Consider the following 21,164-nt stretch of genomic DNA (forward strand, 5'->3'; position numbering starts at 1 on the left):
TGTCATGCAATTGATCTGGCTGCGCAGCGACTTGCGCCAACACGACAACACCGCCCTCGCGGCCGCCGCAGCCCGTGGCCCGACCGTGGCCGTGTACCTGTTGAGCCCACAACAATGGCTGGAACACGACGATGCTGCGTGCAAAGTCGATTTCTGGCTGCGCAATCTCGATGAGCTGAGCAAAAGCCTCGGCGAACTGAACATTCCCTTATTGATCCGCACGGCAACCCATTGGGATCAAGCCCCGGCGGAACTGCTCAAGCTCTGCCGGCAATTGAAGATCGAAGCGGTCCACACCAACGAAGAATACGGCGTGCACGAAAGCCGTCGCGATGCAGCAGTGGCCGAAACCCTGCAGGCCGAGGGCATTGAATTTCGCAGCTACCTCGACCAGTTGCTGTTCAAGCCCGGCACTGTCCTGACCAAGACCGACACTTATTTCAAAGTGTTCAGTCAGTTCAGAAAGGTCTGCTACGAACGCCTGCATCGTTCAATGCCGTCGTTGGTCAAAGCCCCCGGCAAGCAGGCAAAACTTGCGCTCGACAGTGACCCGGTTCCAGCCTCTGTCAAAGGCTTCGCCACACCGAGCGACTCCCTGCGCGCCCTTTGGCCGGCGGGCGAACACGAAGCCCGACGCCGCCTCGATACGTTCACCGACGCGCAAATCGACTACTACCAAAGCGAACGCGACTTCCCGGCCAAGCCCGGCACCAGCCAGCTCTCGGCTTATCTGGCCGCCGGCGTCATCTCACCGCGCCAATGTTTGCACGCCGCCCTGCAAAGCAATCAGGGTGAATTCGAAAGCGGCAAGGTCGGCGCCGTCACCTGGATCAACGAGCTGTTGTGGCGCGAGTTCTACAAACACATTCTGGTCGGTTATCCACGGGTCTCGCGCCATCGCGCCTTCCGCCCGGAAACCGAAGCGCTGGCCTGGCGCGATGCGCCCGACGACCTCGCCGCGTGGCAGGAAGCACGCACCGGCCTGCCGATCATCGACGCGGCGATGCGCCAATTGCTCGACACCGGCTGGATGCACAATCGCCTGCGCATGGTCGTGGCGATGTTCCTGACCAAAAACCTGCTGATCGACTGGCGCGAAGGCGAACGCTTTTTCATGCGTCACTTGATCGACGGCGACCTGGCCGCGAACAACGGCGGCTGGCAATGGAGCTCGTCGACGGGCACTGATTCGGCTCCGTACTTCCGCATTTTCAACCCGTTGAGCCAGTCGGAAAAATTCGACAGCGAAGGCCTGTTCATCAAGCACTGGCTGCCTGAACTGGCCGGGCTCAACAAAAAGGAAATTCATAACCCGGCCCATCTCGGCGGGCTGTTCGGCGTCGCCGATTATCCCGCGCCGATCGTTAACCTCAGCGCTTCACGCGAGCGTGCCTTGGCCGCGTTCAAGAACCTGCCGTCACGTGCACCTACCGGAGATGGCGATGAGTGAATTCCTGCGCCGTTTCGCCCGCCAGTTCTGCGAGTTGAACAAAGACAACCTGCACCGGCTGGGCGAGCTGTACAGCGATGACATTCACTTCACCGACCCGTTGCACGAGGTGCAGGGGCTGACACAGTTGCGCACCTACTTTAGCGAGTTGTACGCCAACGTCAGCGAACTGCGTTTCGACTTTCATGGCTTCGACCAGATCAGCGATTGCGAAGGTTATTTGCGCTGGGTCATGAGTTATCGCCATCCGCGTCTGGCGGGTGGTCGCGTCATACGCGTCAGCGGCTGCTCGCATCTGCTCTGGCGCGACAAGGTCTATCGCCACCGGGATTACTTCGATGCCGGGGCACTGTTGTATGAACATTTACCCGTATTGGGCCGGGTGATCGCCTGGCTAAAAAGGAGAGTGGGATGAGTCGTACACCCCAACGGCGTTATTGGTTGACCGGGGCCAGCAGTGGCATCGGCGCCGCGCTGTCTGAAGAGATCCTCAAAACCGGCGCGCACCTGGCGGTCAGCGCGCGTCAGATCGCACCGCTCAAAGTCTTGTCGCAACGCTATCCGGGCCAAGTGCTGGTGGTGCCGGGAGACCTGACCAACAGCCAGACCGTCCGTGAAATCGGCGAACAGATCGCCGAAGACTGGGGTTCGCTGGACTCGGTGATTCTCAACGCCGGCACCTGCGAGTACGTCGATGCGAAACAGTTCGACGCCTCGATCATCGAGCACGTGGTGCGCACCAATCTGCTCGCCAGCAGCTATTGCATCGAAGCCGCCCTGCCCCTGCTGCGCAAGGGCACCGCGCCGCATTTGGTGGGTGTCGCCAGCTCGGTGACTTATCTGCCATTGCCGCGTGCCGAAGCCTATGGCGCATCGAAAGCCGGGCTGCGTTACCTTTTCGAATCGCTGCGCATCGATCTGGCGGACGAAGGCATTGAAGTCACCGTGGTCAGCCCCGGTTTCGTCGAAACGCCGCTGACGGCGAAAAACGACTTCCCGATGCCGCTCAGTTGGCCTGTGGATAAAGCCGCGCGGCACATCTTCGCCAAACTTCAGGATCGGCCACTGGAAATCGCTTTCCCGGCATTGTTCATGGCGGCGCTGTGGCCGCTGTCGAAACTCCCCGCAAGCCTCCAGTTGGCGATTGGCAAGCGCATGGTGCGCAAGTCGCCGCCGCTGCGAGATCCAGCATGAAAATCGCCATCGTCGGCAGCGGGATCGCCGGGCTTACTTGCGCCCACCTGCTCAATCGCCGCCATGACGTGCACGTGTTCGAGGCCAGCGACTGGGTCGGCGGCCACACGCACACGGTGAACGTCACCGTCGACGGTCGCGAATACGCAGTGGACACCGGTTTCATCGTGTTCAACGACTGGACCTACCCGAATTTCATTCGCTTGCTCGGGCAGCTCGGGGTGCCTTTCAAAGCGACCGAGATGAGTTTTTCGGTGACCGATCCGGACACCGGCCTGGAGTACAACGGCAACAACCTCAACAGCCTGTTCGCCCAGCGCAGCAACCTGCTGTCGCCGGGGTTCTGGGGCATGCTGCGCGATATTCTGCGCTTCAACAAAGAGGCTCAGCGCGACCTCGCCGAACTGCGCATCGCCAGCGACATGACGCTCGACGACTACCTCAAGGCAGGCCAATACGGCGAGCGCTTCATCCTGCATTACATCGTGCCGATGGGCGCAGCGATCTGGTCGATGTCGATGGCCGAAATGCTCAATTTTCCGCTGCAGTTCTTTGTGCGGTTTTTCAAAAACCATGGACTGCTGTCAGTCAGTGATCGCCCGCAATGGCAAGTCATCGAAGGCGGTTCCAGCGCCTACATCGCACCGCTGACCGCGCCCTTCAAAGACAAGATCCGCCTGAACTGCCCGGTGCACCGCGTCGATCGCGATGAGCACGGCGTGGTTATCCACAGCCCCGCCGGCATCGAGCACTTCGACAAAGTGGTGTTCGCCTGCCACAGCGATCAGGCGCTGCAACTGCTGGCCACCCCGAGCGATGCAGAACGCGCGATCCTCGGCGCCCTGCCCTACGCCGACAACGAGGTGGTGCTGCACACCGATACGCGTTTGCTGCCAACACGCAAACTGGCGTGGGCGAGCTGGAATTATCGCCTCGGCGGTTCTGGCCATACCCTGGCCGCCGTCACCTACGACATGAACATTCTGCAGGGCATCCAGAGCGACACCACGTTCTGCGTCAGCCTCAACCAGAGCGCCGGCATCAGCCCGTTCAAAGTGCTCGCCAAGTACACCTACGCGCACCCGCAATACAGCCTGGCGGCCGTGGCGGCACAAAACCGCTGGGCGGAACTGGACGGCGAGCAGCACACCCATTATTGCGGTGCCTATTGGGCCAACGGCTTCCATGAAGACGGCGTAGTCAGCGCACTGCGGGTAGCGTCGTCGTTCGGGGAAACGTTATGAACAGCGCCCTTTACAGCGGCTGGATCGGTCATCGGCGTTTCTCGCCGCGCCAGCATGCGTTCCGCTACAAGATCGGCTTGCTCTACCTCGATCTGAGCGAACAGGAGGCAGTGCTGGCGTTGTCGCCGCTGGCTGGGCGCAGTCGCTTTGCGCCGTTCTCCTTTCGCGAGACCGACTACCTGAAAACCTTCACCGGTCGCGGCGTGCGCCTGATCGATGCCGTGCGCCAGCAGGTCGGCGCCGCCATCGGTCATGAGCCACAAGGCTCGGTCTGCCTGCTGACCCAGGCACGCAGTTGGGGCTTGTCGTTCAACCCGGTGAGTTTCTTTTATTGCCACGAAGCCGACGGGCAACTGGCGGCGATTGTCTGCGAAGTCACCAACACGCCGTGGCGCGAGCGCTATCACTATGTGTTGCCGGCGCGCGCACCCGCCAACCTGCAGGACTTTCATCAGCACTTTGCGGTGGCCAAGGCCTTCCACGTTTCGCCCTTCCTGCCGCGCGATCTTGAATACCGCATGAGTTTCAGCCCCGCCGCGCAAACCCTCGGCGTGCACATGGCCGACTGGCAGGGCGAACAAAAACTGTTCGATGCGACCCTCAACCTGCAGCGCGAGGCGCTTGACCGCGACAGCCTGCATCGCTACCTGCGACGTTTTCCGTGGATGACCGCAAAAACCGCATTGGCCATCTACTGGCAAGCGCTGCGACTGCTGCTCAAACGCGCACCGATCTTTGCTCATCAGGCTGCCGACGGCAGCTTTCAAACCGCCACTGTGCCTCCCAAGGAGCACCGCCATGAAATCCTCTAGTCTGTCGGTCAGTCGGCTCAGCACTAACGGTTTGACCGGTTCGCTGCTGCGCCGCGGCGTATTGCGCCAATTGAGTCAGCTTAAACACGGGCAATTGCTGGTGGTCGAGGATGGCGAACAGCTGTTGTTCGGCACGCCGGGCAGTGCATTGCTGGGGGAAATCCACGTCACCGATGCGGCAGTCTGGGGCATGGTTGCCAGCAATGGTTCGATCGGCGCGGGCGAGGCATTTATCCACGGTTACTGGAGTTCACCGGACTTGACCGCGGTGGTGCGCGTGTTCGTCAGCAACCTCGACGTGCTCGATGCGATGGAGGGCGGCCTGGCCCGCCTCAGCCGGCCGTTGGTGCAGGGCCTGCACTGGCTCAACCGCAACACCCGCAAGGGTTCACAGAAGAACATCGCGGCGCATTACGACCTCGGCAACGATCTGTTCGAGCAGTTTCTCGACCCGACCATGATGTATTCGGCGGCGCAGTTCCTTTCGCCCGAAGACAGCCTGGAGCAAGCACAACTGAACAAACTCGAGCGTATCTGCCAGAAGCTCGCGCTCAAGCCCAGCGATCATTTGCTGGAGATCGGCACCGGTTGGGGCAGCATGGCGCTCTACGCCGCGCAGAACTACGGTTGCCGCGTCACCACAACGACGCTGTCGAAAGAGCAGTACGCGTTCACCGCACAACGTATCGAACAACTCGGTTTGCAGAATCAAGTGACGTTGTTGCTTGAGGACTACCGCGACCTCACCGGCGAGTACGACAAACTGGTGTCGATCGAGATGATCGAAGCGGTCGGCCATCGCTTTCTGCCGACGTACTTCAAACAGTGCGCGCATCTGCTCAAAAGCAATGGCCTGATGCTGATCCAGGCCATCACCATCCGTGAGCAGCGCTATGAACAGGCCAAGCGTGGCGTCGATTTCATTCAGCGTTATATCTTCCCGGGCGGCGCCCTGCCCTGCGTACAGAAGATGCTCGAAGTGGTCAGCCGCGAAACCGACATGAACCTGCTGCACATGGAAGATTTCGGCCTGCACTACGCCAAGACCCTGCGCCTGTGGCACGAGAATTTTCGCCGCGCCCATGGCCGTCTGAGTGAATTGGGTTACGACGATTATTTCCTCAGGCTGTGGGAGTTTTACCTGTGCTACTGCGAGGGCGGCTTCTTAGAACGCACCATCGGTACCGCGCAACTGTTACTGGCCAAACCCGACGCGATGACCGCACCGCTGCTGGGCCGCTTCGATGCTTGAGCGGCTGGCCAACGCGCTGCTGTTCCAGATCGGCTGGCTGACCTGCGTGCTCGGCGGCAACAGTTTGTGGTTGTTGCTGGCGTTGGCGGTGTTGGTGATTCATCTGTGCTGGATCAGCAGTTGGCCGGACGAGGGGCGCCTGATTCTGAGCGTGGTGATCGTCGGCACGGCGGTCGACAGCGTTCTGCGCGCTGTAGGCGTGTTTGCGTTTCAGGATCTGTCGCCGCTGATCCCGTTGTGGCTGATGCTGCTCTGGGCGTTGCTCGCGACCACGCTGCGTCATTGCCTGCAATGGAGCGCCCGGCCCTGGTGGCTTGCAAGCGCGCTCGGCGCGGTGGGGGGAGCAATGTCTTATTACGGCGGTGGACGACTGGCCGGGGTGCAATTTCCCTACGGCGAGTTACCGACGCTGATTGGCATCGGCTTGCTCTGGGCGCTACTGTTTCCGTTGTTGCACGCGATGGCTCGGCGGCTGGCCAACTGAGCGTCCGTCAGACCTTTCACACAGTCATCGGTCGCTGCCTTACACTGCCGCCATGAAAACCATTCCCCACCAGCAAATCACTGAGCCTGCTGTCACCTGCTCGACCTGCGCAGCCTGCTGCTGTCAGCTCGAAGTGATGCTGATCACCGACACCGGCGTGCCTGATCGTTTTATCGATACCGATGAGTGGGGTGGTGAAGTGATGCTGCGTCTGGACGACGGCTGGTGCGCGGCGCTGGATCGCGACACGATGATGTGCACGATCTATGAGAAACGTCCGCTGATTTGCCGCGAATTCGAAATGGGCGCTCCGGAGTGCATCGAAGAGCGCCAGGGCATCGCCACCGCCTACCGCTGATTAAAAACAAAAGATCGCAGCCTGCGGCAGCTCCTACAGAAGAAATGCATTCCCCTGTAGGAGCTGCCGCAGGCTGCGATCTTTTGATCTTGCTTACAACGGCATGGTGTAGTGCAGCGCGTAACTTTCTACGCCGTCGTTACTGCTGGCCAGGCCGGCGTTGGAATAGTGCGTCGCACGGATCCCGACTTCATGCCCGCCGTTGAAACGCAGACCAAAACCGAGGCGGTCTTCGAACTGGAACGAGCCGCCGATGTTGTTGGATTCGTACTTGGTATTGGAGAACGCCGCCACGCCAATCCCCGCTTCCACATACGGCTTGACCGACTGGCCGGCAAATTCATAAACGAATACCGGCGAGAACGACAGGCTGTTGTTGCTGGAAGTCTTGTCACCTTCCCAGTAGGTGTAGGCACCGCTCCAGTAACCGGTCAGGCGACCGACGTCACTCTGCAGCCAGCTCTTGTCCCAGTCGAAATTCATCCCAAGACGATAAGTCATGGTTGAATCGCTTGTCGCGCCAACGGCGAATTCAACGCCGGCAGCTTGTGCAGTAATACTTTGCCCCATTAGTGCGGCCGCAATCGCGGCCAAGCAGAATAGTCGCTTCACTTTGAAACTTCCTTTTCCGGAACGATCGTTTGGTTTTCTAGATAACTCTTCGCTATAGAAGCTAGCGCCTGCTGAGAAGTTCAGCCGATTTTTTAGTTATTTCACAGTTTTTTTACAAGCCGAAGTTTTGCACTTCGCCCGCGTCCTGCCCCAACAGCGGCAGGATGTTTTTGAAGTACTCAGGGTCGGCGCTGGTCCAGAATCTGACCGGCCGGTTCGGGCCGACAGCGAGCAGATTGCGCTCGGCCAACAAGCGCTGAAGCTGTCGCGCGACGGCGGCGCCGGTATCGATCAGGCTGATGTCTTCGGGGATCATCGACTTGAGCATCGGCTTGAGGAAAGGATAGTGGGTGCAGCCCAGAATGATCGTGTCGCAGCCGTTGGCCAGCAACGGATCAACGTAGCTCTGCAACAGCGCACGCAATTGCGGGCTGTGCAGATCGCCGCTCTCGATCAGCTCGACCAGGCCTGGACACGGCTGAGTGATCACGCGTACATCGGTGGCAAAGCGATCAAGCAAGGCGGCGAACTTGGCACTCTGCAACGTGCCGGTGGTGGCGAGCACGCCCACCACACCGCTGCGGGTGGCTGCCGCCGCCGGTTTAACCGCTGGCTCCATACCGACAATCGGCCAATCGGGAAAGTCGCAACGCAGATCGGCAACGCCGGCCACGGTGGCGGTATTGCAGGCGAGCACCAAAGCCTTGGCGCCCTGCTCGCGGAAAAAACCGGCCATCACGCTACAGCGCTGGCGGATGAATTGCGGGGTCTTTTCGCCGTAGGGAATATGCCCGCAATCGGCGACGTACAACAACGACTCGTTGGGCAACAGTCGCTGGATTTCCGCCAGTACCGACAAGCCGCCGACACCGGAATCGAACACGCCGATCGGCGCTTCACGCATGGCGCGAGCCACAGACGCTGCAACCCGGATCACGCTTGACGCGCAGCTCCCGGAAGCGCGAACCAAGGGCATCGATCAACAGCAGCCGCCCCACCAGCGGCTCACCGAAGCCGACCAGCACTTTCAACGCCTCCAGCGCCTGCAGACTGCCGACCAGACCGACCAGAGGCCCGACCACGCCCGCCTCGCTGCAGGTCAGCTCGGCTTCGCTGCCGTGCCCGTACAAACAGTGGTAGCACGGGCTCTCGTCGCGGCGCGGGTCGAACACCGACAGTTGCCCTTCAAGGCGAATCGCCGCGCCGCTGACCAGCGGTTTGCGCGCGGCCACACACGCCGCGTTGACCGCTTCGCGGGTGGAAAAATTGTCGGAACAGTCGAGCACCAGATCCACCGCGGTCACGGCAGCGGCGAGAGAGTCCTCGTCCAGCGCCTGACGATGAGCAATCAGTTGAATCTCGGGATTGATCGCGCCCAGGCGCTTGAGCGCCGAATCGACCTTGCTCATGCCAACGCTGTCGGTGTCGTGAATGATCTGACGTTGCAGGTTGGTCAGGTCGACCGTGTCGAAATCCGCCAGATGCAATTCGCCGACACCCGCGGCGGCCAGATACAAAGCTACTGGCGCGCCCAGGCCGCCAAGACCGACGATGAGGACGCGACTGTCCTTGAGCTTCAACTGGCCATTGATGTCGATGTGTTGCAGGAGAATCTGCCGGCTGTAGCGCAGCAATTCCTGATCATTCAGCACGGCAGGCGTCCCAGACTGATGCGTTGATGACCGCCCAGATCGGTGCGGCTGTGGACTTCTTCGAAGCCACGAGTCAGCAGCAGATCGCGTACGGCTTCGGCTTGATCATAGCCATGTTCGAGCATCAGCCAGCCACCGGCCTCCAGATGATCCGGGGCTTGGGCGACGATCAAGCGCAGATCGTCGAGCCCGTCTTCACCGGCGACCAATGCGCTGGCCGGTTCGAAGCGCACATCGCCTTCAACCAGGTGCGGATCTGCGGCGGCGATGTACGGCGGGTTGCTGATGATCAACTGAAAACGCTGGCCCGCCAGCGAGCTGAACCAATGGCTGCTCAGCACCGTGGCGTTGTTCAAATGCAGACGCTGACGGTTACGTTCAGCGAGTGCTACAGCTTCCAGCACGCGATCCACGGCAGTGACGTTCCACGCCGGACGCTCGCTGGCCAAGGCCAGGGCAATCGCGCCGCTGCCAGTACCGAGGTCGAGGACTGTGGCCGGCGTCGCGGGCAGCAATTCCAGCGCCGCTTCCACCAGCAGTTCGGTATCGGGACGCGGGATCAGCGTATGCGGCGCCACTTCCAGATCCAGTTTCCAGAAACCCTGCTGGCCGAGGATGTACGCCACCGGCTCACCGCCACGGCGACGTTGCAGGTACTCGGCAAACGTCAACGCTGCGTCACTTGGCACGATGCGCTCGGGCCAGGTGTGCAGAAAGCTGCGCGATTTGCCCAGCGCCGCGGCGAGGAGCAATTCGGCGTCCAGACGCGCAGTGGGCGAATCCGGAAGTTCGGCGGCACGCAACAGGCTGGCAATGATGGTCATTTATTCACCTATCGCAGCGAGTTGGTCGGCCTGGTACTCGGCCAGCAAAGGCTCGATCACCGCTTCAACGCCACCGGCGAGAATTTCATCAAGGGAGTACAGGGTCAGGTTGACGCGGTGGTCGGTGACCCGGCCCTGAGCAAAGTTGTAGGTACGAATGCGCTCGGAACGGTCGCCGGAACCGACCAGCAATTTACGCTCGCTGGCAATCGCATTGGCTGCCGCAGCGGTTTGCTGATCGTTGAGTTTGGCCGACAGCCAAGCCATCGCGCGGGCACGGTTCTTGTGCTGAGAACGTTCTTCCTGACACTCGACGACCGTGCCGGTCGGTATGTGCGTGATGCGGATCGCCGAGTCGGTGGTGTTGACGTGCTGACCACCGGCCCCGGAGGAGCGGAACGTGTCGACGCGCAAGTCCGCCGGGTTGATCTCGATGGCTTCGCGCTCATCCGGCTCGGGCAACACGGCCACAGTGCAGGCCGAGGTGTGGATACGGCCCTGGGATTCGGTGGCGGGTACACGCTGTACGCGGTGCGCGCCGGATTCGAATTTCAGCTTGCCGTAAACGTTGTCGCCTTCAATGCGGGCAATGACTTCTTTATAGCCACCGTGTTCGCCCTCGTTCTCCGAGAGAATTTCCACACGCCAGCCCCGCCGCTCGGCGTAACGCGAGTACATGCGGAACAGGTCGCCGGAGAAGATCGCCGCCTCGTCGCCACCGGTGCCGGCGCGAATTTCGAGGAAGACGTTACGCCCGTCATTGGGATCCTTGGGCAGCAACATGCGTTGCAGATCGGCTTCCAGGGTCACCAGCAGTTCTTTGGCTTCGCGGACTTCTTCCACGGCCATTTCACGCATGTCCGGGTCGCTGTCCTTGAGCAGCGCCTGCGCGCCTTCAAGATCGCTTTGTACGCTGAGCAGCTTTTGATAGGCGTGTACGACGGGCTCGAGTTCGGCGTATTCCTTGGAATACGCGCGGAACCTGGTCTGATCGGCAATGATTTCGCCGTCGCCGAGCAGCGCGGTCAGTTCCTCGAAACGATCCTGGAGAGTGTCCAGCTTATTGTGCAGTGACGCTTTCATTGCGGTTTTTTATCCGAAAAGCTATCCGGTGAGCCCTCGAGGGCAAAGAGTTCCTGGGCCATGGCCAGCGCATCGAGGCGGCCTTCGGCAGAAAGCTTTTTCAATTGCACGCTGGGCGCATGCAACAGTTTATTGGTCAGGCCACGAGCGAGTTGCCCGAGCACATCTTCGGCGTTGCCGCCATTGGCCAGCAGGCGCAGGGCCTTTTGCAACTCTTCGTCGCGCAGGCGTTCGCTCTGTTGACGATAGGCCTTGAGCACATCGACCGCCGCCAGTTCGCGCAGACGCACCATAAAATCGTCGGCGCCAACCGAGACCATCTCTTCTGCCGCTTGCGCTGCGCCCTGACGGCTCTTGAGGTTTTCGGCGACCACTTCGTGGAGATCGTCGACGCTATAGAGGTAAACGTCGTCCAGTTCGCCGACTTCCGGCTCGATATCCCGCGGCACGGCGATGTCGACCATAAAGATCGGCTTGTGCTTGCGCAGCTTCAATGCGCTTTCCACCGCGCCCTTACCGAGGATCGGCAACTGACTGGCGGTCGAGCTGATGACGATATCGCTGCGCACCAGTTCTGCCGGGATGTCCGACAACAACACCGCGTGGGCACCGAATTGCTCCGCCAACAGGCTGGCGCGCTCCAGTGTCCGGTTGGCGACGACGATGCGTTTGACCCCCAGTTCGTGCAGATGGCGGGCGACCAGGGTGATGGTCTCGCCGGCGCCGATCAGCAAGGCCTGGCTGCGTTGCAGGTCACTGAAAATCTGCTTGGCCAGGCTGACCGCCGCAAATGCCACGGACACCGGGTTTTCACCGATGGCGGTGTCGGTGCGCACTTGCTTCGCGGCGTTGAACGTCGCTTGAAACAGTCGCCCGAGCAACGGCCCGATGGTGCCGGCCTCGCGGGCCACGGCGTAGGCCGATTTCATCTGACCGAGAATCTGCGGTTCGCCCAGCACCAGCGAGTCGAGCCCGGAGGCGACACGCATCATGTGACGAACTGCCGCATCATCTTCGTGCACATAAGCACTCGCGCGCAGCTCATCGAGGCTTAAATGGTGATAGTCGGCCAGCCAGCGCAGCACGATATCGGCAGAAAGCTGATCCTGCTCTATATAAAGCTCACTGCGATTGCAGGTGGAGAGGATCGCAGCTTCGCGGCTGTCGGTCAGTCGGCAGAGCTGCTGCAAGGCCTCCACCAGCTGCTCAGGGGTAAAGGCCACGCGCTCGCGGACGTCTACTGAAGCAGTCTTGTGGTTGATACCGAGTGCAAGGAAGGCCATTCAAGGTCGCTGATGGTGACGTGAAGCCGGCAATTGTCCTACTTCGTCAGATTCAGAACAACTACCGCTGACTATTGTCCCAATCGTCAGCCCCTATAATGGGCACAATTGAGACTCGGTTATGTTTGGCCCAAAGCTTGTGTCATGATGATCCGACCGCAGGTTAGTCGTCCTCTTCCTATATGAATAGATCCTCCGCGTTGCTCCTCGCTTTTGTCTTCCTCAGCGGCTGCCAGGCCTTGGCACCCGTGTCGCCGGACGGTACGCCGCCGGTCGAAGACACCACGCCCGCGCCTGAAAAACCCAAGGTTTACAGCTCGTTCAGCGAAGAAACCGTTTTCAGTCTGTTGAGCGCCGAACTCGCCGGCCAGCGCAATCGCTTCGACATTGCCCTGGATAACTACGTGACCCAGGCCATCAACACCCAGGATCCGGGTGTTTCCGAGCGTGCGTTCCGTATTGCCGAATATCTGGGCGCCGATCAACCGGCCCTTGATACCGCGCTGATCTGGGCGAAAAACGCCCCGGACGATCTCGAAGCGCAACGCGCCGCCGCCGTGCAACTGGCACGCGCCGGGCGTTACGACGACTCGATGGTCTATATGGAGAAAGTCCTGCAAGGCAAGGGCGACACCCATTTCGACTTCCTCGCGCTGTCAGCGGCCGACACCGATCAGGAAACCCGCAACGGTCTGATGAAAAGCTTCGACCGTTTGTTGCAGCGTCATCCGAACAACAGCCAGCTGATTTTCGGCAAGGCCCTGCTGTTGCAGCAGGACGGTGACAATCGCGCGGCACTGACCCTGCTCGAAGACCATCCGCCGGAAGAAGGCGAAATAGCGCCGATTCTGCTGCGCGCCCGCCTGCTTCAGTTGATGAACCGCGGCGGCGAAGCGCTGCCGCTGCTGCAAAAAAGCATCAAGAAATACCCGGACGACAAACGCCTGCGCCTGACTTACGCACGCATGCTGGTCGAACAGGACCGAATGGACGACGCCAAGGCCGAGTTCTCCAGCCTCGTTCAGCAATACCCGGAAGACGACGAACTGCGTTACTCGCTGGCGCTGGTGTGCCTGGAAGCCAAGGCCTGGGACGAGGCCAAAGGCTATCTGGAAGACTTGATCGCCCGCGAAAGCCACGTTGACTCCGCGCACCTGAACCTGGGTCGCATTGCCGAAGAGCGCAACGACCCGCAAGGCGCGCTCATCGAATATGCGCAGGTTGGCCCGGGCAACGACTATCTGCCGGCACAATTGCGTCAGGCCGATATTCTGATGAACAACGGCAAGACCGCTGAAGCGCAAAGCAAACTGGCGGCCCAGCGTGACGAAGAACCGGATTACGCCATTCAGTTGTATCTGATCGAATCGGAAACCCTGTCGGCCAATAAACAGGACGACAAAGCCTGGAAAGTCTTGCAACAGGCATTGCTGCAATACCCGGACGACCTGAACTTGCTGTACACCCGGGCCATGCTCGCGGAAAAACGTAATGACCTGGCACAGATGGAAAAAGACCTGCGCCTGATCATCAAGCGCGACCCGGACAACGCCATGGCGCTGAACGCTTTGGGCTACACCCTGTCTGACCGGACGACACGCTACGCTGAGGCCAAAGCGCTGATCGAGCAGGCTCACCAGATCAATCCGGAAGACCCGGCGGTCCTCGACAGCCTTGGCTGGGTGAATTACCGCATGGGCAATCTGGATGACGCCGAGAAATACCTGCGCCAGGCGCTGGAGCGTTTCCCTGATCACGAAGTCGCCGCGCACCTCGGCGAAGTGTTGTGGGCCAAGGGCAACCAGCGTGAAGCCAAACAAATCTGGGGCAAATTCCTCAAGGATCAGCCCGACAGCACCATTCTGCGCAGCACCATCAAGCGCCTGACCGGATCCGAGACTCTTTAACTCATGTTTTTGCGCCACGTTATTGTTTTCAGCTTCATCGCCCTGCTCGCCGGTTGCGCGGGTTTCGGCGCTCGCGAATCGGTCGAAGGCCACGGCAGTCCGGCTCAATGGGCCGCGAACAAACAACAGCTGACCGGCCTCGACGGCTGGCAGATCGACGGCAAGATCGGCATCCGCGCACCGAAAGATTCCGGCAGCGGCACGTTGTTCTGGCTGCAGCGCCAGGACTATTACGACATCCGCCTGTCCGGCCCATTGGGTCGTGGCGCTGCACGCTTGACCGGACGTCCGGGCAAAGTATCGCTGGAAGTCGCCAATCAGGGCCGCTACGAATCGCAATCTCCAGAAGACCTGCTGCAAGAGCAGCTTGGCTGGAAACTGCCGGTGTCGAATCTGGCCTGGTGGGTACGTGGTCTGCCAGCTCCGGGCAGCAAAAGTCGCTTGAATCTGGACGCCGACAGCCGCCTGGCCGACCTTGAACAGGATGGCTGGAAAGTCGAATACACCGCCTACACCGAACAAAACGGCTACTGGTTGCCCGAGCGCATCAAGCTGCACGGCACCGACCTCGATGTGACGCTGGTGATCAAGACCTGGCAACCGCGCAAGTTGGGACAATAACGCATGACCGCTGCACGCCTGACCCTGCCATCGCCAGCAAAGCTCAACCTGATGCTGCACATTCTCGGTCGCCGTGAAGACGGTTATCACGAGTTGCAGACGCTGTTTCAGTTTGTCGATTACGGCGACGAAATCACGTTTGCCGTGCGTGATGACGGCGTGATTCAGCTGCACACCGAATTTGAAGGCGTGCCGCATGACAGCAACCTGATCGTGCGCGCAGCGAAAATGCTGCAAGAACAATCCGGCTGCGCACTCGGTATCGACATCTGGATTGATAAAGTGCTGCCCATGGGTGGCGGCATTGGTGGCGGCAGCTCGAACGCGGCGACTACTTTGCTCGGCCTGAATCATTTGTGGCAACTGGGCTGGGATGAAGATCGCCTGGCCGCGCTGGGTCTTTCGCTGGGTGCTGACGTTCCGGTTTTCGTCCGCGGTCATGCGGCTTTTGCCGAAGGCGTGGGCGAGAAACTCACCCCGGTCGATCCCGAAGAACCGTGGTATCTGGTGCTCGTACCGCAAGTCTCTGTAAGTACGGCAGAAATTTTTTCAGATCCATTGTTGACACGTAACACGCCGCCCATTAAAGTGCGCCCCGTTCCCGAGGGAAACAGTCGAAATGACTGCTTGCCGGTGGTTGCAAGGCGTTATCCAGAAGTACGTAACGCATTGGATTTGTTAGGTAAATTTACCGAAGCAAAGCTCACCGGAACTGGAAGTTGTGTGTTTGGGGGCTTCCCAAGCAAAGCTGAAGCTGATAAAGTCTCGGCCCTTCTGACAGAGACCCTTACAGGGTTTGTAGCGAAAGGAAGCAACGTTTCGATGTTGCATCGCAAGCTGCAAAGTCTGCTCTAAAGGAACCAAGTGCTCGGCACTTGATGCAACAGATACAGGGGCGTCGCCAAGCGGTAAGGCAGCAGGTTTTGATCCTGCCATGCGTTGGTTCGAATCCAGCCGCCCCTGCCATTTTCTATACTCATCCAGGTTACCCTCAGCCTCTAGGTACTGCGCGTGTCCAAGATGATGGTCTTTACGGGGAACGCTAACCCCGATCTGGCTCGGCGTGTTGTACGTCAGCTGCATATTCCTCTCGGTGACATCTCTGTCGGTAAATTTTCCGACGGCGAAATTACTGCAGAGATCAATGAAAACGTTCGCGGTAAAGACGTTTTCATTATTCAGCCGACTTGCGCTCCGACCAACGATAACCTGATGGAACTGGTAGTGATGGCTGATGCCTTCCGCCGCTCCTCGGCTACTCGTATCACTGCTGTTATTCCTTATTTTGGTTATGCCCGTCAGGATCGCCGTCCGCGTTCCGCACGTGTGGCTATCAGCGCGAAAGTCGTCGCTGACATGCTTACCGTAGTCGGCATCGACCGTGTTCTCACGGTTGATCTGCATGCTGACCAGATTCAGGGTTTCTTCGATATTCCGGTAGATAACATCTACGGCTCCCCGGTATTGGTGGATGACATTGAAGATCAGCGCTTCGAAAACCTGATGATTGTGTCCCCGGACATTGGTGGCGTCGTGCGTGCACGTGCTGTTGCCAAGTCGCTGGGCGTGGATCTCGGGATCATCGACAAACGCCGTGAGAAAGCCAATCACTCTGAAGTGATGCATATCATCGGTGATGTCGAAGGGCGTACCTGCATTCTGGTCGATGACATGGTCGATACCGCCGGCACTCTGTGCCACGCGGCAAAGGCCCTGAAAGAGCATGGCGCAGCCAAGGTCTTTGCCTACTGCACACACCCTGTGCTGTCGGGTCGGGCCATCGAGAATATCGAAAATTCCGTGCTGGACGAGCTGGTGGTGACTAACACCATTCCGCTGTCCGCTGCAGCACAAGCCTGTGCACGTATCCGTCAACTGGATATCGCACCGGTTGTTGCCGAAGCGGTTCGCCGCATCAGCAATGAAGAATCGATCAGTGCGATGTTCCGTTAAGGGCCCTGCCCTTCTCGAAATGTCTCGTTGACGAAAAGCGCCCCGCCCCGGCATTCCTGTCGGGGCGGGGCTTTTTTGCCCATACCGTGTTCGGCGCTGGTCGCAAACGCCACTCGGTCATGGCTATTTTGGAGATACAAAATGAACGATTTTACTCTGAATGCTGAAGTGCGTTCCGACCTGGGGAAAGGTGCGAGCCGCCGCCTGCGTCGTCTCGCCGCTCTGGTTCCAGCTGTTGTTTACGGTGGCGAAAAAGCCCCTGAATCCATCAGCATGCTGGCCAAAGAAGTTGCCAAACTGCTCGAAAACGATGCTGCCTACAGCCACGTTATCGAACTGAACGTTGGCGGCAAAAAGCAGAACGTCATCATCAAAGCTCTGCAACGTCACCCGTCCAAGGGTCACGTTCTGCACGCTGACTTCGTACGCGTTGTAGCTGGTCAGAAACTGACCGCTATCGTGCCTGTGCACTTTGTTGGTGAAGAAGCTCCGATCAAGAAAGGCGGCGAGATCTCGCACGTCCTGAACGAAATCGAAGTAACTTGCCTGCCGAAAGATCTGCCTGAGTTCATCGAAGTCGACCTGTCGGCTCTGGAAATCGGCGCAATCGTCCACCTGTCCGACCTCAAAGCCCCTAAAGGCGTTGAGTTCGTTGCACTGGCTCACGGTGACGACAAAGCTGTTGCAAACGTACACGCTCCACGCGTTGCTCCAGAAGCTGAAGAAGGCGCAGCAGAGTAATTCACTCTGCCAAGCCGGAGTGAGCAAGTAACATCGCGGACTGGAACGTAGCGAGAAAGCGGGCGAGAACGCGGAGTTTACATCCATGGTAAATGAGCATTTTTCGTCCACTTTCGCCGCTTCTCCTGATTGCGGCGATGTTATCCACCACTCCAAGGAAGGGCCCCTATCGTGACTGCCATCAAACTGATCGTTGGCCTGGGAAATCCAGGCGCCGAATACGACCAGACCCGGCATAACGCAGGGGCCCTTTTTGTTGAGCGCATCGCCCACGCACAGAATGTGAATCTTGTGGCCGATCGCAAATATTTCGGCCTGACCGGGCGCTATTCGCATCAGGGTCAGGATGTTCGTCTGCTGATTCCCACCACCTACATGAACCGCAGCGGCCAGGCCGTGGCGGCACTCGCCGGTTTCTTCCGCATCAAGCCTGAAGAAATTCTGGTGGCACACGACGAACTCGATCTGCCTCCGGGCGTCGCCAAGCTCAAGCAGGGTGGCGGCCATGGCGGTCACAACGGGTTGCGCGACATCATTGCGCAACTGGGTAATCAGAATACGTTCTACCGTCTGCGGCTTGGCATTGGCCACCCGGGCGTCGCCAGTATGGTTTCAAATTTCGTCCTGGGTCGTGCGCCACGCGCCGAACAGGAAAAACTCGATGCCAGCATCGACTTTGCCCTCGGCGTGCTGCCGGATATCCTCGCCGGTGAATGGAACCGCGCGATGAAAAACCTGCACAGCCAGAAGGCCTGACTCTTATCCGAGGGGATACACCATGGGATTCAATTGCGGCATCGTCGGCCTGCCTAACGTCGGCAAGTCCACCCTGTTCAACGCCCTGACCAAATCCGGTATCGCGGCCGAGAACTTCCCCTTCTGCACGATCGAGCCGAACAGCGGTATCGTGCCGATGCCGGATCCGCGTCTGGAAGCCCTGGCGGCCATCGTCAATCCGAAGCGCATCCTGCCGACCACCATGGAATTCGTCGACATCGCAGGCCTCGTTGCCGGCGCCTCGAAAGGTGAAGGCCTGGGCAACAAGTTCCTCGCCAACATCCGCGAAACCGACGCGATCGCTCACGTCGTGCGCTGCTTCGAAGACGAAAACGTGATCCACGTTTCCAACAGCGTCGACCCGAAACGCGACATCGAAATCATCGATCTGGAACTGATCTTCGCCGACCTCGACAGCTGCGAGAAGCAACTGCAGAAAGTTGCGCGCAACGCCAAGGGCGGTGACAAGGACGCCGTCGTTCAGAAAGCTCTGCTGGAGCAACTGATCGCGCACTTCACCGAAGCCAAGCCTGCACGCAGCCTGATGAAGAACATGAGCGCTGACGAAAAAGCAGTGATCAAGGGCTTCCACCTGCTGACCACCAAACCGGTCATGTACATCGCCAACGTCGCTGAAGACGGTTTCGAGAACAACCCGCACCTGGACGTGGTTCGCGCCATCGCCGAAGAAGAAGGCGCCATGGTCGTTCCGGTCTGCAACAAGATCGAAGCGGAAATCGCCGAGCTTGATGACGGCGAAGAGAAAGACATGTTCCTCGAGGCCCTGGGCCTGGAAGAGCCTGGCCTGAACCGCGTGATCCGCGCTGGCTACGAAATGCTGCACCTGCAGACCTACTTCACCGCTGGTGTCGAAGAAGTCCGCGCCTGGACCGTCAAAGTCGGTGCCACCGCACCTCAGGCAGCCGGCGTGATCCACACCGACTTCGAAAAAGGCTTCATCCGCGCCGAAGTCATCGCCTACAACGACTTCATCCAGTACAAGGGCGAAGCCGGCACCAAAGAAGCCGGTAAATGGCGTCTGGAAGGCAAGGACTACATCGTCAAAGACGGCGACGTGATGCACTTCCGCTTCAACGTGTAAAAGCAGCACACAAGAAAAAGCCGCGTTTGATACGCGGCTTTTTTGTGCCTGAAACATTTCCCGCCACACCACATTCCCCCTGTGGGAGCTAGCCTGCTCGCGAAAGCGGTGTGTCAGCTAAATATTCATTGACTGACACACCCTCTTCGCGAGCAGGCTCGCTCCCACAGGGAGGAATGGTGTGGGGTCAGGCCTTTTTGGTGCGTGGCAAGAAGATCGCCAGTACGCCAAACAGTGGCAAGAACGAGCACAGGAAATACACGTACTCAATCCCGTGCACATCCGCCAGATGCCCCAGCAACGCCGCGCCAATCCCGCCAAACCCGAACATCAAACCGAAGAACACCCCGGCAATCATCCCGACATTGCCCGGCACCAGTTCCTGCGCATACACCACAATCGCCGAGAACGCCGAGGCGAGGATGAAGCCGATCACCACGCTGAGGACACTGGTCCAGAACAGATCGACGTGCGGCATCAGCAAGGTAAACGGCGCCACGCCGAGGATCGAGAACCAGATCACCGCCTTACGGCCGATCTTGTCGCCAATTGGCCCGCCGAAGAACGTACCCGCCGCCACCGCACCAAGGAACAGGAACAGGTGCAGCTGCGAACTCGCCACCGACAAGTCGAACTTCTCGATCAAGTAGAACGTGAAGTAACTGGTGAGGCTGGCCATGTAGAAATACTTGGAGAACACCAGCAGGCCGAGTACCACCAGCGCACTGGTCACCCTGCCCTTCGACAACCCGTGAGTCGCCGCCTGGCCGGCCTTGAGTTTGAACAGGTTCAAGTGATGGGCGTACCAACGACTGATACGGTACATCACGAACAGCGCAAACACCGCGAACAAGCCGAACCACGCCACGTTGCCCTGGCCGAACGGAATAATGATCGCTGCCGCGAGCAACGGGCCGAATGCGGAACCGGCGTTACCGCCGACCTGAAAGGTCGATTGCGCCAGACCAAAACGTCCGCCCGAGGCCAGTCGCGCGATACGTGATGCCTCGGGGTGAAAGGTCGAGGAACCGATACCGATCAGCGCCGCCGCCAACAGAATCATTGGAAAGCTACCGACCACCGACATCATCACGATGCCAATCAGCGTGCAAATGGAGCCTGCCGGCAACAGCCACGGTTTCGGATGGCGATCAGTGTGATAACCAACCCACGGCTGCAACAGCGACGCGGTCAGTTGAAAGGTCAAGGTGATCAGGCCGACCTGAGTAAAGCTCAGATCGTATTTGGCCTTGAGCATGGGATAGATCGACGGCAGCACCGATTGAATCAAGTCGTTGATCAAATGCGCCAGCGCCACCGCGCCAATGATGCGCATCACCAATGGACTGCTTTGCGGAGCAGCGGGCGCCGAGGCAGCGGCGGTCTGAGCGTTGCTGATAGCCATGGAAGTTTCCGGACAACAGATGAGTGCACGCAGGCAGGTGCGCCAATGTGCCATTTTTAGGTGCGCGAGCGCCATCCCCTTAGGCAGCTAACTAACTGACCAATCTGACCGAATCGCTGAATGGCTGAATGGCTGAATGGCTGAATGTCCGGATTACTGACTAACCGAATCATGTAGGAGCTGCCGAAGGCTGCGATCTTTTGATCTTGCCTCTGAAAAACAGATCAAAAGATCGCAGCCTGCGGCAACTCCTACAGGGGACAAGTGATAGCGCAACGCCATGGTCTGAATCTTGCCTTGCTTCATCCCTTGAACGCGGCGCCCTTACAAAGGGTACCGACAATGGGAAGTTTCGCTACAGAGCCGGCCTACAGAGCGGGCGACAGTGAACTTTCGAGGCCTTTTAGCAG

Annotated in this window: 22 protein-coding genes and 1 tRNA gene; 16 read left to right on the plus strand and 7 right to left on the minus strand. The window is 59.3% G+C overall.

The features are described 5' to 3' along the window. The first annotated feature begins 4 nt into the window (after window positions 1–4). From phrB to JFT91_RS00635, 8 genes are read left to right on the plus strand one after another with little or no spacing between them, the layout of a single operon-like run. Window positions 5–1,450 (plus strand): deoxyribodipyrimidine photo-lyase, encoded by a 1,446-nt coding sequence (gene phrB, locus JFT91_RS00600; RefSeq protein WP_201231313.1) that lies wholly within the window; start codon window positions 5–7, stop codon window positions 1,448–1,450. Further along, a complete protein-coding gene (locus tag JFT91_RS00605) occupies window positions 1,443–1,865 on the plus strand; it encodes a nuclear transport factor 2 family protein (RefSeq protein WP_201231314.1) in 423 nt (140 codons plus the stop codon). Before phrB ends, JFT91_RS00605 begins: the two co-directional genes overlap by 8 nt. Beyond that, a complete protein-coding gene (locus JFT91_RS00610) occupies window positions 1,862–2,644 on the plus strand; it encodes an SDR family NAD(P)-dependent oxidoreductase (protein ID WP_201228469.1) in 783 nt (260 codons plus the stop codon). The genes JFT91_RS00605 and JFT91_RS00610 overlap by 4 nt, the downstream gene beginning before the upstream one ends. Further along, window positions 2,641–3,888, plus strand: a complete 1,248-nt coding sequence (locus tag JFT91_RS00615; protein WP_201228470.1) for an NAD(P)/FAD-dependent oxidoreductase — start codon at window positions 2,641–2,643, stop codon at window positions 3,886–3,888. Before JFT91_RS00610 ends, JFT91_RS00615 begins: the two co-directional genes overlap by 4 nt. Further along, window positions 3,885–4,700 (plus strand): DUF1365 domain-containing protein, encoded by an 816-nt coding sequence (locus tag JFT91_RS00620; protein WP_201228471.1) that lies wholly within the window; start codon window positions 3,885–3,887, stop codon window positions 4,698–4,700. The genes JFT91_RS00615 and JFT91_RS00620 overlap by 4 nt, the downstream gene beginning before the upstream one ends. Then, window positions 4,687–5,952: an SAM-dependent methyltransferase gene (locus tag JFT91_RS00625; RefSeq protein WP_201231315.1), complete on the plus strand. Its 1,266-nt coding sequence runs from the start codon at window positions 4,687–4,689 to the stop codon at window positions 5,950–5,952. The genes JFT91_RS00620 and JFT91_RS00625 overlap by 14 nt, the downstream gene beginning before the upstream one ends. After that, entirely contained in the window at window positions 5,945–6,436 is a 492-nt protein-coding gene (locus JFT91_RS00630; RefSeq protein WP_201231316.1) for a DUF2878 domain-containing protein, read from the plus strand. The genes JFT91_RS00625 and JFT91_RS00630 overlap by 8 nt, the downstream gene beginning before the upstream one ends. Before the next feature lie 52 nt (window positions 6,437–6,488). Then, window positions 6,489–6,794, plus strand: coding sequence for a YkgJ family cysteine cluster protein (locus JFT91_RS00635; RefSeq protein WP_187678048.1), 306 nt, complete (start codon window positions 6,489–6,491; stop codon window positions 6,792–6,794). Window positions 6,795–6,887: 93 nt separating this feature from the next. Here JFT91_RS00635 and JFT91_RS00640 read toward each other — a convergent pair whose 3' ends face one another. The 6 genes from JFT91_RS00640 to hemA form a co-directional block, all read right to left on the minus strand. Beyond that, window positions 6,888–7,406 carry an acyloxyacyl hydrolase gene (locus tag JFT91_RS00640; protein ID WP_201228474.1) on the minus strand — a complete coding sequence of 173 codons (519 nt, stop codon included), beginning with the start codon at window positions 7,404–7,406 and terminating at the stop codon, window positions 6,888–6,890. 112 nt (window positions 7,407–7,518) lie between these two features. Beyond that, the gene (murI, locus tag JFT91_RS00645) at window positions 7,519–8,310 is read right to left on the minus strand and encodes a glutamate racemase (RefSeq protein WP_201231317.1); all 792 of its coding nucleotides are present in this window, start codon (window positions 8,308–8,310) and stop codon (window positions 7,519–7,521) included. After that, entirely contained in the window at window positions 8,303–9,058 is a 756-nt protein-coding gene (locus tag JFT91_RS00650; protein WP_201231318.1) for a molybdopterin-synthase adenylyltransferase MoeB, read from the minus strand. The genes murI and JFT91_RS00650 overlap by 8 nt, the downstream gene beginning before the upstream one ends. Beyond that, window positions 9,052–9,882: a peptide chain release factor N(5)-glutamine methyltransferase gene (gene prmC, locus JFT91_RS00655; RefSeq protein ID WP_201231319.1), complete on the minus strand. Its 831-nt coding sequence runs from the start codon at window positions 9,880–9,882 to the stop codon at window positions 9,052–9,054. Before prmC ends, JFT91_RS00650 begins: the two co-directional genes overlap by 7 nt. Continuing rightward, window positions 9,883–10,965, minus strand: coding sequence for a peptide chain release factor 1 (gene prfA / locus JFT91_RS00660; RefSeq protein WP_201228478.1), 1,083 nt, complete (start codon window positions 10,963–10,965; stop codon window positions 9,883–9,885). Next, window positions 10,962–12,248 carry a glutamyl-tRNA reductase gene (gene hemA, locus JFT91_RS00665; protein ID WP_007951716.1) on the minus strand — a complete coding sequence of 429 codons (1,287 nt, stop codon included), beginning with the start codon at window positions 12,246–12,248 and terminating at the stop codon, window positions 10,962–10,964. The genes prfA and hemA overlap by 4 nt, the downstream gene beginning before the upstream one ends. A gap of 182 nt (window positions 12,249–12,430) precedes the next feature. Here hemA and JFT91_RS00670 point away from each other — a divergent pair, with 182 nt between their 5' ends. The 8 genes from JFT91_RS00670 (at window position 12,431) to ychF (ending at window position 19,349) form a co-directional block, all read left to right on the plus strand. Continuing rightward, window positions 12,431–14,155, plus strand: coding sequence for a tetratricopeptide repeat protein (locus JFT91_RS00670; protein ID WP_201228480.1), 1,725 nt, complete (start codon window positions 12,431–12,433; stop codon window positions 14,153–14,155). Window positions 14,156–14,158: 3 nt separating this feature from the next. Then, entirely contained in the window at window positions 14,159–14,776 is a 618-nt protein-coding gene (gene lolB / locus JFT91_RS00675; protein WP_201228481.1) for a lipoprotein insertase outer membrane protein LolB, read from the plus strand. Window positions 14,777–14,779: 3 nt separating this feature from the next. After that, window positions 14,780–15,631 (plus strand): 4-(cytidine 5'-diphospho)-2-C-methyl-D-erythritol kinase, encoded by an 852-nt coding sequence (ispE, locus tag JFT91_RS00680; protein WP_201228482.1) that lies wholly within the window; start codon window positions 14,780–14,782, stop codon window positions 15,629–15,631. A 36-nt stretch (window positions 15,632–15,667) separates the two neighbouring features. Beyond that, window positions 15,668–15,742: transfer RNA gene (locus JFT91_RS00685), tRNA-Gln, on the plus strand. A gap of 45 nt (window positions 15,743–15,787) precedes the next feature. Then, on the plus strand, window positions 15,788–16,729 hold the full coding sequence (locus JFT91_RS00690; RefSeq protein WP_003171603.1) for a ribose-phosphate pyrophosphokinase: 942 nt from the start codon (window positions 15,788–15,790) through the stop codon (window positions 16,727–16,729). A 141-nt stretch (window positions 16,730–16,870) separates the two neighbouring features. Beyond that, window positions 16,871–17,470, plus strand: a complete 600-nt coding sequence (locus tag JFT91_RS00695) for a 50S ribosomal protein L25/general stress protein Ctc (protein ID WP_064387646.1) — start codon at window positions 16,871–16,873, stop codon at window positions 17,468–17,470. A gap of 171 nt (window positions 17,471–17,641) precedes the next feature. Beyond that, complete coding sequence (pth, locus tag JFT91_RS00700) at window positions 17,642–18,226, plus strand: aminoacyl-tRNA hydrolase (protein WP_008079560.1); 585 nt, start codon at window positions 17,642–17,644, stop codon at window positions 18,224–18,226. 22 nt (window positions 18,227–18,248) lie between these two features. Then, window positions 18,249–19,349 (plus strand): redox-regulated ATPase YchF, encoded by a 1,101-nt coding sequence (gene ychF, locus JFT91_RS00705; RefSeq protein WP_007912904.1) that lies wholly within the window; start codon window positions 18,249–18,251, stop codon window positions 19,347–19,349. Between the two features lie 187 nt (window positions 19,350–19,536). On the opposite strand, the gene JFT91_RS00710 is transcribed toward ychF, so the two are convergent. Next, the gene (locus JFT91_RS00710; protein ID WP_201228483.1) at window positions 19,537–20,754 is read right to left on the minus strand and encodes an MFS transporter; all 1,218 of its coding nucleotides are present in this window, start codon (window positions 20,752–20,754) and stop codon (window positions 19,537–19,539) included. Between the last annotated feature and the right edge of the window lie 410 nt (window positions 20,755–21,164).

Source organism: Pseudomonas sp. TH08, from assembly GCF_016651275.1.
Lineage (GTDB): Bacteria > Pseudomonadota > Gammaproteobacteria > Pseudomonadales > Pseudomonadaceae > Aquipseudomonas.